At 60.7% G+C, this 13,253-nt stretch carries 11 protein-coding genes; 3 read left to right on the top strand and 8 right to left on the bottom strand.

Annotated features, from left to right (window positions below; all coding sequences use genetic code 11):
* The first annotated feature begins 6 nt into the window (after window positions 1-6).
* Complete coding sequence (locus ACP148_RS15255) at window positions 7-525, top strand: GNAT family N-acetyltransferase (RefSeq protein WP_421952061.1); 519 nt, start codon at window positions 7-9, stop codon at window positions 523-525.
* A 95-nt stretch (window positions 526-620) separates the two neighbouring features.
* On the opposite strand, the gene ACP148_RS15250 is transcribed toward ACP148_RS15255, so the two are convergent.
* The 8 genes from ACP148_RS15250 to rpmI form a co-directional block, all read right to left on the bottom strand.
* Window positions 621-968, bottom strand: a complete 348-nt coding sequence (locus ACP148_RS15250) for a VOC family protein (RefSeq protein ID WP_421952060.1) — start codon at window positions 966-968, stop codon at window positions 621-623.
* A gap of 110 nt (window positions 969-1,078) precedes the next feature.
* A complete protein-coding gene (locus ACP148_RS15245) occupies window positions 1,079-2,086 on the bottom strand; it encodes a rhodanese-related sulfurtransferase (RefSeq protein WP_421952059.1) in 1,008 nt (335 codons plus the stop codon).
* On the bottom strand, window positions 2,083-3,195 hold the full coding sequence (locus ACP148_RS15240; RefSeq protein ID WP_425033559.1) for an O-antigen ligase family protein: 1,113 nt from the start codon (window positions 3,193-3,195) through the stop codon (window positions 2,083-2,085). The genes ACP148_RS15245 and ACP148_RS15240 overlap by 4 nt, the downstream gene beginning before the upstream one ends.
* A 149-nt stretch (window positions 3,196-3,344) precedes the next feature.
* Window positions 3,345-4,535: a hypothetical protein gene (locus ACP148_RS15235; RefSeq protein ID WP_421952057.1), complete on the bottom strand. Its 1,191-nt coding sequence runs from the start codon at window positions 4,533-4,535 to the stop codon at window positions 3,345-3,347.
* Complete coding sequence (pheT, locus tag ACP148_RS15230; RefSeq protein WP_425033558.1) at window positions 4,528-6,948, bottom strand: phenylalanine--tRNA ligase subunit beta; 2,421 nt, start codon at window positions 6,946-6,948, stop codon at window positions 4,528-4,530. Before pheT ends, ACP148_RS15235 begins: the two co-directional genes overlap by 8 nt.
* Window positions 6,949-7,365: 417 nt before the next feature.
* Complete coding sequence (gene pheS, locus ACP148_RS15225) at window positions 7,366-8,451, bottom strand: phenylalanine--tRNA ligase subunit alpha (protein ID WP_421952193.1); 1,086 nt, start codon at window positions 8,449-8,451, stop codon at window positions 7,366-7,368.
* Between the two features lie 198 nt (window positions 8,452-8,649).
* Window positions 8,650-9,051: a 50S ribosomal protein L20 gene (gene rplT / locus ACP148_RS15220; RefSeq protein WP_421952056.1), complete on the bottom strand. Its 402-nt coding sequence runs from the start codon at window positions 9,049-9,051 to the stop codon at window positions 8,650-8,652.
* A 159-nt stretch (window positions 9,052-9,210) separates the two neighbouring features.
* Window positions 9,211-9,411: a 50S ribosomal protein L35 gene (gene rpmI / locus ACP148_RS15215; RefSeq protein WP_014132843.1), complete on the bottom strand. Its 201-nt coding sequence runs from the start codon at window positions 9,409-9,411 to the stop codon at window positions 9,211-9,213.
* 241 nt (window positions 9,412-9,652) lie between these two features.
* Here rpmI and ACP148_RS15210 point away from each other — a divergent pair, with 241 nt between their 5' ends.
* Entirely contained in the window at window positions 9,653-10,189 is a 537-nt protein-coding gene (locus ACP148_RS15210; RefSeq protein WP_421952055.1) for a CAP domain-containing protein, read from the top strand.
* A gap of 92 nt (window positions 10,190-10,281) precedes the next feature.
* Window positions 10,282-13,173, top strand: a complete 2,892-nt coding sequence (gene polA, locus ACP148_RS15205) for a DNA polymerase I (RefSeq protein ID WP_421952054.1) — start codon at window positions 10,282-10,284, stop codon at window positions 13,171-13,173.
* The last annotated feature ends 80 nt before the right edge of the window (window positions 13,174-13,253 follow it).

Genomic DNA, 13,253 nt, shown 5'->3' with positions numbered 1-13,253 from the left:
TGCCCGATGAACATTCGCCCTGCCACCGACAACGACCTGCCCGAAATTCTCGATATCCATAACGACGCCATCCGCCGGCTCGACGCCATCTGGAGCGAGACCGAGGAAACCCTGGCCGACCGCAAGGCGTGGCTCGACGATCGCAACGCGAATGGCTTTACAGTGCTCGTCGCCGAAGAGGATGGCCGCATTCTCGGCCATGGCAGCTACGGCACCTATCGCTCGCGCTCGGGCTACAGAAAGACCGTCGAACATTCGATCTACCTGCGCGACGAGGCGCAGGGCAGGGGCGTAGGCTCGGCGCTGATGGCTGCCCTGATCGATGACGCGAAAGCCAAGGGCTTCCACCTGATGGTCGGCGTCATCGATTCAAAGAACGAAAGCTCGATCCGCTTTCACGCCCGCCACGGCTTTGAAATGCTCGGCATCCTGCCCCAATCGGGCTTCAAAAACGGCCGCTGGCTCGATCAGGCCAACATGTACCTGATCCTCAACGACGATCCTGCCCCGCCGCGCGGATACTGAAACTATTGCCGAGCGTTCGGTGGGATTGACCCTCTCCCTCGGGGGAGAGGGTGGCCGGCAGGCCGGTGAGGGGCCTTGTCCCTGCCTGTCCCGATTCAAGCGTGCGAAAGAATATTGATGAGCTTGCCGAACGGATCGCGCACGTAAAACCGCCGCACGCCCCAGGGCTCATCCGCCGGGCCGTATTCGATACCAATACCCATGGCTTTCGCCTTCTCGAGCACGGCATCGACATCGTCGACCTCGATGGATATGTCGGGCACCGGCGTGCCCGAGCCGCCCTCTGACATGACGCTCATCTGAACCGACATCTGCCCATCGGTGCCATAGGTGCGGATCCAGTCCATATCCATCAGGACGTCCAGACCAAGCAACTCGCCATAAAACCGCGCCGCCGTTTCGGGCGTGCCTTCGATATTGGCAACGATCCGTTTAACCGCCATGGCTATCCCTTTCGGTTTCGATTTTACCTCTCCCTTGGGGGAGAGAACCTGCCCCCGGCGCGATCGGGGGTCGGCGCGAAGCGACGGGTGAGGGGGCCATGCCTCCCCGCTTACCTTGCGTTCCGCTTCCGATCCGCCTCGCGCCGCGCCTTGTTGGCCAGCCGTCGCTCCTCTGCGGCTTTCCTCACGTCTTCGCCGATATGGGCCTCTCCGCGCGCCGCGGCCAACTCGATCTGCCTTTGCCGCTCGGCCGCAGCGGCACGCTTGGACGCATTCTCCTCACCGGCGCAATGGTGGCATTGCACCCCATCGACGAATTCCTCGCGCTCCCGGTCGGCTGGCGTCAAAGGTTGCCGGCAGGCCCGGCACAATTGCGCATCGCCGATTTCGAGCCCATGGCGCACCGAAACGCGCTCATCGAAAACGAAGCACTCCCCATCCCAAAGACTTTTGTCTTGCGGCACGTGTTCGAGATAATTGAGGATGCCGCCCTTGAGGTGAAACACCTGTTCGAACCCTTGCGCCAGCATATAGGACGATGCCTTCTCGCACCGTATCCCGCCGGTGCAGAACATGGCGACCTTCTTGTGCTTTTGCGGGTCGAGCGTTTCCGAAACGTAATCCTTGAACGCTGTAAAACTCGCCGTATGCGGGTCCCTTGCGTTCCGGAATGTGCCCAGCGCCACCTCGTAATCATTGCGCGTATCGATGACCACCACGTCGTCTCGATCGATCAGATCGTTCCAGTCCTTGGGGTCGACATAGGTGCCCACCTGCCGCCCCGGATTGGCCTCAGGCGCCCGGAGCGTCACGATCTCGGGCTTGAGCCTGACTTTCATGCGATAGAAGGGCTGGCTGTCGGCAAACGAATACTTGATCTCGGCCCCCCCAAACCGCCCCCCGAAAATGTTGCCGTCACTCAGCCATGCTACCAGTTCATCGATCGCCCCAGGCGCCCCCGCCACCGTCCCGTTGATCCCCTCGGGCGCCAAAAGCACCGTCCCCTTGATCCCCCGCGCACAGCAGAATTCCGCCAGCGGCGCCTTGAGGGATTGAAAGTCCGGCTGGTCGACGAATTTATAGATCGCGAGGATTTTTACGGGATGGTGTGCGTTCACAATGCACTCGGCGGCTCTGTTCGCGCTGTCGCTCCTAGGATGATGGCAAGGGCGAAAGCGTAAAAGGTTGTCGAAATATCATAGCCCAATGTCATGTCGAATAGCCCGGTTATGGCGTATGTCGCAACGATCAGGGTCACGGCATAGGCCATGATCAGCCCATTTGTTGACTTCCGGTATTGTCGAACAAGCTGAACGAGCGGCGCGCCCAGAAAGGCAAGAAAACAGGCTATGCCGGGCAGCCCGGCCGCGACCGCGAAATTCAGCAGGTCATTGTGCAGATGGTTCTGATTTCCTAATACGACCCGGAAACGGTCTGGAGCCATATGTTCGGCGGCTGCCGCGGTGAGGTTGGCCCAACCGTAGCCCCACAGCGGTCGCTCAAGAAATGCAGCAATCCCGGCGGCATACATCTCGAGCCTGTAGGCTGTGGAGTTGTCGACCGTGCCTTCTCCCGTCAGTATTGCCGACACCACATCGAACAGAACGTCAAGCCGGCCGTTTGTCATCGCCTGCAGGCTGACGACAAGCATGGAGACGACGACCAGGCCGCCAAGGCCGAAAATCGCCACGCGCCTAGAGCGCCCAGTTGCCACAAAAACTGCCGTCAGCGCGATCAACAGGATGATGGGGAGAGCCACCATGCCTCCGCGTGTTCCACTCAAAACGAGAACACAGGCCCCCGCGATTGGACCGATCAAGAACCAAAGCCGATGCTTTCCGCCCAGCAGAAAACCAATTAGGGCAAGAAATCCGAGAAGAAGGCCCGTACGCCCATAGACAATCTCATTATTAAACATTGCGCCGGCACGGTGCTTGTCGAGAAGAAATACCTCAAATGCTCCGATCACCATCGCCGCAACGGCACCGACAAGGCAAAGGGTGGCGATAATACGCAACAGACGCTCGCCGCCTTTCTCGCGCGCCATGGCGTAAATAGCCACGGCGAGCAGCATCGGTATGAAGTTGAAGGTATTTATGGCGTCATAAGGCTCTCGCGCCGTTGCCACAAAGCTCGCAGCCATGACCAGGAACGCAGTTACAAAGATGTACCCCAAAGGCTGCCTGGAACCCTCCAGCCAGGAAGGCTTGTCGATGAGCAGGGACAAGAGCAGCGCCAGAATTAGGACGATGAGCGATGCCAGAGAGCCCAAGACACTAGCCAACACGAACAATTGCGCGACAATTGCCCACCACACGATTTCGGTGGTTCGCCGCCGGAGGGTTTGGCCCTGGGGCTGCAAGGCTGTTGTACTGGTCATAGCTCGCTCGGTTCCTTGTTCGACAAGCCCTGGTAGGTAGCGATCGCTGCCTCCCAATCGGCATCGGCAACGTGATAATGTTTGACGTGGTCTTGCGATAGCCGACGCGTTTCTTTCCAGTTGGTATTTACACCTCTAAAATGCCAAAACGGTAGGCGCGGTGAGCGCCTTTCAAGTGTTTTGTGCATGCCGTAGATGCGGTGCATCATCGGAAAGATATCCAATGAACTGATCCATTCTCTCTGGGGATCAATTGCCCATTTATTAGCGCACACAGTTCGCAACGGATTTCGATGCCGGTAGCGGTAGGAGAAATGCCCGGCGCCCTTGCTATCGCTTGCGCCCTCGATCCAGCGCCCCCTGAGTTTGACAAAACCGGTCCCGCTGTTAGCGAGCGTTTCGAAAACGCCTCCGTCATTGCCGGGGCCGACAAGTTCGTCAATATCGCAATTGAGCAAGCCGCGAGCTTCTGCTCCCAGGCGCCTCAACATCACAGTAAAGCTGGCCACCTGGAGGAAATTTGCCCAATAGGGGTGCGAAAAAACCTTGCTATCGACCGGGCCGTAGCGAAACGGCCAAGAGATGACGGCGACCCGGGCCAAACCGGGGATCCGGGAAAGCTGGGCGGCGAGTTCGTGTGGCTTATAGCGAGTCGATCCATTGTCGAATACGACGACTGCATCCGCCCCGTGCATGACGACGTGCCAATCAGCCCAGTTCGAAATCCACTCGACCGGGTTGTCTTTGTTCATCGTGAAAAGAACGTTGCGCCTCGCGAAGGGCGCAGAGGTTTGCGCCTGCACTGGGACTTCCAAGCGGTGGTCGCCAAACCGGATGCTTATGGACATTGTGCCTTTGGGTACGCCGCTCAGTGCGGTTGTCATCACCGAACGCGAAATGTTCAACTGGGCTCCCAGACGCTCGCCGCTCTCGAGCGCGACATAGTCCGCCTTCCGGTGCAATTCCAAAAGGTTAAGCGCCGGGGGGCCAACCAAGAGCACCTTTCCGTCCCCCTGCCAAAAGCAATCGTAGTAAAGTGCTCGGTCTTCAAATTGCGCGGCAAAACTCTCGGGCCGTTTTCGATGCGGTGCCCTTGGCAAGCGCCGCACCTTGCTTTCAGCCGGCAAAAAAACCGCGCTGGTCTCTACCGAAACGATATTCGACCCTTTCAGGGCCGCCTCACCCACGCAACACGCCCCCCGTCGCCTTTTCCACCGCAGCCACGATCTTTCCGGACACGATCTCGATCTCCTCGTCTGTCAGCGTTTTGTCCTTAGGTTGCAAGGTAACTTCGATAGCCACCGATTTGTTGCCTTCGCCCATATGAGCGCCCGAGAAAACGTCGAATATCGTCACGTCCGTGACAAGCGCCTTTTCGGCTCCCCTCGCGGCGCGCAGGATATTGGCGGCCTCGACATTTGTACCCACGACAAAGGCGAAATCACGCCGCACCGGCTGCAACGCCGATAGCGCCAGCGCCGCCTTGGCCTTCGTGGCCTTTTTCCGTGGTTCGGGCAGCGCATCGAGATCGACCTCGAATGCGGCCACCGGGCCACTAAGGTCGAATTTTTCCACCATGGCCGGATGCAGTTCCCCGAACCAGCCAAGGATCACTTTGGGGCCAAGCTGGATGCGGCCGCCCCGGCCCGGATGGCTCCATTGTGCCGGTTCGGCCACCACCTGCACCTTGTCGATATCGACACCCAACCCATCCAGCACGGCGCCCAGGTCGGCCTTGGCGTCGTAAACCCCGACCGCGTCGGCCTTGCCCTGCCAGTGCCGACCCGCTCCACAAAGCCCTGCCGTGCCCGTGCGGATGCCGGTCGCATAATTGCGCTGCCCCTCCGGCGCGTCGGAAAGGAACACCTGGCCCACCTCGAACAGCGCCACATCGTCGAACCCGCGATTTCCATTGCGCGCAGCGCCCGAAAGCAGGCCCGGCAACAGCGAGGGCCGCATGTCGGTCATGTCCGAGGCAATGGCATTGGCCAGCCGCAATTCGGGCTTGCCGCCGCCGAAGGCTTGCGCAAGGTCGGTGGAAATGAACGACCAGGTCATGGCTTCGTCCATGCCGCGCGCCGCCAGCGCCCGCCGCGCCATGCGGCGGCGGTTCTGGATCGGGGTCAGCATCTTGGGCGCCACGCCCGAAAGCCGCGGCAGAGGTTCGACCGGAACGTTGTCGACCCCGACCATCCGCATCACCTCTTCGACGAGGTCAGCCTTCATGGTCACGTCCGGCCGCCACGAGGGAACCTTCACTTCACGAACCGGACCATCGCCTTTCATGGCAAAGCCCAGCCGGTCGAGAATATCCCCGATGCGATCGGCCGAAACCTCGAGCCCGGTGAGACGCTTCACTTCGGTGAGCGGGAAGTCCACGACTGTATCGGGAAAAACATCCTCGCCGGAAATGACCGGCTCCATCGGCGCGCCGCCGCACAGCTCCAGGACCAGGCGCGTCGCCAGCTCCATGCCCGGCTCGGTCAGCGCCGGATCGACCGAGCGCTCCAGCCGGTAGCGGGCGTCCGAAATAATCCCCGTCTTGCGGCCCGACTGGGCGATCAGTTCGGGGTCCCAACTCGCGCATTCCATGAAGACGTCCACCGTCTCATCGGTAACCCCCGACCGGATGCCGCCCATGATCCCGCCGAGACAGAGCGGACCTTTGTCGTCGGCGATGACCGTCATGGTTTCGTCGAGCGTGTATATCTTGTTGTCGAGCGCATCGAACGCTTCGCCGCGCGCATTGCGCAGCACCATCTTGCCCTCGACCTTGGCCGCATCATAGGCATGGAGCGGCCGCCCCCAGCCCAGCGAGACCAGGTTGGTGATGTCGACGATGGTATTGATCGGACGAAGCCCGACCGCCCGCAGGCGCTGCTGCAGCCAATCGGGGGAGGGGCCGTTCCGGATGCCGGTAATGTAGCGGCCGGCAAATTTGCGGATCGCCTTGGGTTCGCCCTGCGTAAATTGATGCGGCAGCGGTGGAATAGGGCTGGCGCCCATGGAGGCGACTGGCGAAAAATCCGTCTGCTTGAGCGTCCCCAAGCCCGCTGCCGCCAGGTCGCGCGCTATGCCGTAAACCCCCGTGGCATCGCCGCGGTTGGGCGTGATGGCGACATCGATTGCCACCTCGTCTATCCCCGCATAATCGGGGTAGGGCACGCCAATTGGCGCATCCTCGGGCAGCTCGATGATCCCGTCATGATCGTCGGACAGCTCGAGTTCTGCGTTCGAGCACAGCATGCCGTTCGACACCTGTCCCCGGATATTGCCCTTGCCAATCGTGATGTCCTTGCCGGGAATATAGGTGCCGGCAAACGCAAAGACCGATTTCATCCCGGTGCGCGCGTTGGGAGCGCCGCACACAACATCGATCAATTCGCCGGTGCCCGCATCCACCTTGCACACCCGCAGCTTGTCGGCATTGGGGTGCTGCTCGGCGCTCACCACATGCGCTGTCACAAAGCTTTTGAGCGCCGCGCCGGTATCGCTCACCTCCTCGACCTCGAGCCCGATCATGGTCAGCGTGTCGATGATTTCGGCGGTGGTGGCCGTGGTCTGCAGGTGTTCCTTGAGCCAGGAAAGCGTGAATTTCATGTTATGCGGCCCATAATATCTGAATTTTTCTCATGCCAAGAACGCCTAAGACCCTCTCGAAGCTCTATTTGGCCATGCCCGCACAACTAAGTCAGCAATTCGCTTAGCTCGCTCATAGACGACTACGTTTCCACTTAGCTTAATCATTGAGCAGGCATGCGCTAACCGAGTCGAAACCTGTCCCGATCTATAATTTCGTTCAAAGAGGACGTCTTCAACGTTCCGGATCAAGCCGCGTCTCACAGCATCATCTTCGCTAATCGCCGCAGACGCCAGGTACTCGGCCAAAACTTGCTGAACCGGATCGGCATTCAAGGACGACGTTTCCCTGGTAGCCATTATCGCCCATCCGGCTATCAGCACTATGGCCAATACAATCACCGCTAGAATTTCCATTGCCCGTATCTCCAGTAATGCTTAACTACTCAGCCCCCCGAATAGCGTCGGCAGATCGAGCGGGCGGAAGCCGTAGTGGTCCAGCCAGCGCTTGTCTGCGTCAAAGAACGCACGCAGGTCCGCCATGCCGTATTTGAGCATGGCCAGCCGGTCGATCCCCATCCCCCAGGCAAAGCCCTGATAGACGTCAGGATCCAGCCCGCCGGCCCGGATCACGTTGGGATGCACCATGCCGCAGCCCAGGATTTCCAGCCAGTCATTGCCTTGCCCGATCTTGACCTCATTGCCCGAGCGGTCGCATTGAACGTCCACTTCCATGGATGGCTCGGTGAAGGGGAAAAAGCTCGGGCGGAACCGTGTCGTAACGCTCTCGACCTCGAAAAACGCCTTGAGGAACTCTTCGAGCACCCAGCGCAATTGCCCGATATGGCTCTGCTTGTCGATCACCAGCCCCTCGACCTGATGAAACATCGGGGTATGGGTCTGGTCGGAGTCGTTGCGATAGGTGCGGCCGGGAATGACGATGCGGATCGGCGGTTCGCTCTGTTCCATGGTGCGCACCTGCACAGGGGAGGTGTGAGTGCGCAACAGCTTGCGATTGCCCTTGGCATCGGGCTCGAAAAAGAACGTGTCGTGCATCTCGCGGGCCGGATGCCCTTCGGGAAAATTGAGCGCCGTGAAATTATAGTAATCGGTCTCGACGTCCGGCCCTTCGGCAATCGCGAACCCCATGTCGGAAAAGATCGCGGTGATCTCGTCGATTACCTGGCTCACCGGATGGATGCGTCCCATTGTCGTCGGGGCGGGGCGCAGGGGCAGCGTGACATCGAGTTTTTCGGTAGACAGCCGCTTTTCAAGCGCGGCCGCCGCCAGCGCTTCGCGCCGGGTTTCGATGGCGTTCCCGATTTCGGTCTTAAGCCCGTTGATCGCGGGGCCTTTTTCCTTGCGCTCTTCAGGGGTCATCTTCCCGAGCGTTGCAAGCAGCGCCGAAATCGACCCCTTCTTGCCCAATGTCGAAACCCGCACCGTCTCGAGCGCGGCTTCGTCATGCGCCTCGGTGATGGCGGCATGGATCGATTGGCTGAGGTCGGCGATCTCGTCGGACATGATGTTCTCTAACATGGGAAACTCTTTTTGCGGGCGAAGCGGTATCAAACGAAAAAGCCCCGCGCCACCCCAAAAGGGGTCGCGCAAGGCTTTCAGATTCGGCCTCAGCAGGCTGGAGCGTTGTCAGAAAAAGTGGAAACCGGTTTTTCGGTTCGACAACGCGACCCAATAAAGGCTGGTAGCGCCAATAACGCCTTTTTAGGCGGAAATGCGCTCGTGCGTGGTCGCTTCAACGTCGCCCAGATAGGCGAGGGCTTCCTTGGCCTTGGCAACCAGCGCTTCGAAAGCGGCCGGTTCGCGCACTGCCAGATCGGCCAGAACCTTGCGGTCCACAGCAACCTCAGCCTTGCTGAGGCCGTCGATAAATCGACCATAGGTCAACCCATGGTTGCGCACGGCGGCGTTGATGCGCTGGATCCACAGGGCGCGGAAATTGCGCTTCTTCTGCTTGCGGTCGCGATAGGCGTACTGGCCGGCCTTCTCGACGGCCTGCACGGCGGAGCGGTAATTGGTGGAACGGCGACCGTAATAGCCTTTGGCGGCCTTGATCACCTTCTTGTGGCGGGCGTGGGCGGTAACGCCTCTTTTTACGCGTGACATATCTTAATCCTCAAATCTGGCGGTTCGGAGCGTTGTCAGGAAAAGTGGTCTTCCCGGTTTTCCGGTTCGACAACGCGACAAAGCAAGGTCGGAGCGTTGTCAGGAAAGGTGGTCTTCCCGGTTTTCCGGTTCGACAACGCGACAAAACGAAAGCGGCCGTTACCGGTCGTACGGCATGTACTTCTTGACAATCTTGGTATCGGGCTCGGAGAGCGTCGAGGTACCGCGATTGGAGCGGATGTACTTGGCGTTGTGGCTGATAAGGCGGTGGCGCTTGCCGGCGGGGCCAGCCATGACCTTACCGGTGGCGGTCACCTTGAAGCGCTTCTTGGCGCCAGACTTGGTCTTCATCTTGGGCATTTTGCGGGTCCTTTTTGGTCTTCTTGGATGTCCGGTCTCCCGAACGTCCGCTTTCATGAGCTGCCACGGCATGCCTTTTGGCCGGACGGCTCGTTCAATAGAAATCTGCGGCGGACCCGAGGGGCCAACCGGAGACGGCGCGTTATAGGGAGATTGGCCGCCAAGCGCAAGGGGGATATCAGGTCATATCTGCGCCACTTTAACAGCTTCCAAAGTGAGCCCGTTTCGCTAAAGTCCCCCCATGATCGAAATCACCCGCCGCCGATTCCTCACCCTTTCCGCATCCGGCGGCGCCGCCTTGGTGCTGGCTGCCTGCTCGTCCGGTGCCGTCATCATGACCACCGAGCGCGCCAGCCCGGTGTCCTCGGTCTCGATTGCCGAAGCCACCCAAAAGCTCAACGCCATGCGCGCCGAGCGCAATCTGCCGCTCCTGAGCCACAACGCCACCCTGCAAAAGGTCGCCGAGGAACAGGCGCGGCTGATGGCCGAAAATTCGGTCGTGGCACACACCGCCGCCCCCGAACAGACCCTGCACACCCGCCTGCGCCGTATGGGCTTTGGCGGTGGCGCTGGCGAAAACCTCGCCGGCGGCTCGCCCAATCTCGATGCGACCATCGCCGGCTGGCTCAAATCGCCCTCGCACAACAAGACAATGGTCAACCCCGATTACGTCCAGTTCGGCATCGCTATCGAACGCGGCCCCTCCACCGCCTACAACACCTATGGCACCTATTGGGCCCTGCTCATGGGCGTGCGCTCCCCCGCCGGCCGTCCCTGATCGCCACGGCGCTTGCCCCTTTTGCCTAATCGCGCGAAAGTCCGCCCAACCAGAATCGTAAAGGCGCGCCCTCGCGCCCCGGGGAGCACCAAATGCATCTCGTCCTCGTCGACGGCTCGTCCTTCATTTTTCGCGCCTATCACGCGCTGCCGCCTTTGACCCGCAAGTCCGACGGTCTGCCGGTCGGCGCGGTCTCGGGCTTTTCCAACATGATCTTCAAGCTCACCGAGGATCTCAAGGGCGATGACGCCCCCACCCATTTCGCGGTGATCTTCGATTATTCCGGCACCAGCTTCCGCAACGAGCTCTATGATCAGTACAAGGCCCACCGCCCCGAGGCGCCCGAGGATCTGATCCCCCAGTTCCCGCTCACCCGCGCCGCCACCCGCGCCTTCTGCCTGCCCTCAATCGAGCAGGAGGGCTACGAGGCCGACGACCTCATCGCCACCTATGCCTGCCAGATGCGCGATCGCGGCGGCAAGGTCACCATCGTCTCCTCCGACAAGGATTTGATGCAGCTGATCGACGACGATCACGTCCAGATGCTCGATACCATCGCCCGCCCCGGCCAGCCCCCCATGCGCTGGATGGGTCCCGAGGAGGTGATGAAAAAATTCGGCGTCACCCCCGACAAGGTCGTCGACGTCCAGTCCCTGTGCGGCGATCCGGTCGACAATGTCCCCGGCATTCCCGGCATCGGGGTCAAAACCGCGGCCCTGCTCATCAACGAATATGGTGATCTGGAAACCCTTCTTGCCCGCGCTTCGGAGATCAAGCAGCAAAAGCGCCGCGAATCGATCATCGAACACGCCGATCTGGCCCGCATTTCCAAAAAGCTCGTCCAGCTCGATTGCGACATGCCGCTCGATGTGCCCCTCGACGACCTCGTGGTGCAGCCCATGGAAGCCAAAACGCTGATCCCGTTTTTAAAGGCCATGGAGTTCACCTCCATCACCCGCCGCGTCGCCAGCGTGCTCGAAATCGATCCCGACGATTTCGAACCCGATGCCGAACTGGCCGCCAAGGGCGCCTCGATCCCCGGCGCGATCGATGTGTCCGATGGCCCGGCCCCCGCCTCGGGCGCCAGCGGCCCCGATGCCCACGCCGAAAAAGTGCTCGAGACCATCCGCGCCATCCCCTGCAATCTCGACGATTACGAAATCGTCAGCGACGAGACCGCGCTGGCCAACTGGATCGCCGATATCGTTTCCACCGGCCATGTGGCCGTCGATACCGAAACCACCGGGCTCGACAACCAGGCCGCCGATCTGGTCGGCATTTGCCTCTCCACCCGCCCCGGCAAGGCGTGTTACGTACCCTTGGGCCACACCACCGGCAATGACGACATGTTCGGCGGCGGCCGCGCCGAGGGCCAGATGGATATGCGCCTGGCGCTCGACATGCTGCGCCCGGTGCTGCAAGACCCGGCAATCCTGAAAATCGGCCAGAACGTCAAATACGACATGGGCATTTTTGCCCGCTATGCCATCACCATGGCGCCCATCGACGATACGCTTCTGATGAGCTACGCCCTCGATGGCGCCCGCAACAACGGCATGGATGCGCTCGCCCTGCGCTGGCTCGATCACACCTGCCTAAAATTCACCGACCTCGCCGGCACCGGCAAGAACCAGCTCACCTTCGACAAGCTCGAAATCGAGCCCGCCGCCAAATACGCCGCCGAAGACGCCGATATCACCCTGCGCCTCTGGCATATCCTCAAACCCCGCCTCGTCGCCGAAGGCGTCACCACGGTTTACGAAACCCTCGACCGGCCTTTGACCCCGGTCCTTGCCCGCATGGAAGCGCGTGGCGTTTCGGTCGATCGCCAGATCCTTTCGCGCCTCTCGGGCGATTTCGCCCAGCGCGCCGCCGCGTTAGAGGAAACCGCATACGAACTGGCCGGCGAAAAGTTCAATCTCGGCTCGCCCAAGCAATTGGGCGATATCCTGTTCGGCAAGATGGAACTCGAAGGCGGCACCAAGACCAAGACCGGCGCCTGGGCCACCGGCGCCTCCGTGCTCGACGATCTGGCGGCCCAGGGCGTGCCGCTGGCTCAGACCATTCTCGATTGGCGCGGCGTCACCAAGCTGCGCTCGACCTACACCGACGCGCTGCCCTCCTATATCAATGAGCGCACCAAACGCGTCCACACCTCCTACAATCAGGCCTCGGTCGCCACCGGACGCCTTTCGTCCAACGAACCGAACCTGCAGAATATCCCCATCCGCACCGAGGATGGCCGCAAGATCCGCACGGCGTTCATCGCCGCGCCGGGCAATCTTTTGATTTCCGCCGACTACTCCCAGATCGAACTCCGCGTCCTCGCCCACATCGCCGATATCGATGCTCTGAAAGACGCTTTCGAGGAAGGTCTCGACATTCACGCCATGACGGCGTCCGAAATGTTTGGTGTCCCCATCGAGGGGATGGACCCCATGGTTCGCCGCCGCGCCAAGGCGATCAATTTCGGCATCATCTACGGCATTTCGGCCTTCGGCCTCGCCAACCAGCTCGGCATCGCGCGGTCCGAGGCCGGGGACTATATAAAGACCTATTTCGCCCGCTTCCCCGGCATTCAGGATTACATGGCCGAACAGCGCCGCATCGTCAAAGCGCAGGGCTACGTCTCGACAATTTTCGGCCGGAAAATCCCGTTCGAAAACGTCAACACCAAAAACCCCTCCGAACGCGCCTTCATCGAACGCGCCTCGATCAACGCCCCCATACAGGGCTCGGCGGCCGACATCATCCGCCGCGCCATGATCCGCATGGAACGCATCCTGACCGAAGAAAAAGTCCCCGCCGATATGCTCTTGCAGGTCCACGACGAACTGATCTTCGAAGCCCCCGCCGACAAAGCCGAACAGGCGATTCCGATCATCAAGCGGGTGATGGAGGGGGCTGCGGAACCGGCGCTGAGATTGTCAGTGCCGTTGCAGGTGGATGCGAAGGCTGCAGAGAATTGGGAAGCGGCGCATTAGGGAGGGGCCCAGCTAAGGCGTTGGGAAACGCACCTCTCCAACCGAATTCAAGATGGCTTCTCTGCAGGCCCGAGCATAGT

The organism is Pelagibacterium sp. (assembly GCF_965249125.1).
GTDB lineage: Bacteria > Pseudomonadota > Alphaproteobacteria > Rhizobiales > Devosiaceae > Pelagibacterium.
Note: the sequence above shows the minus strand (reverse complement) of the source record. Positions and strands in the feature narration are given on the sequence as shown.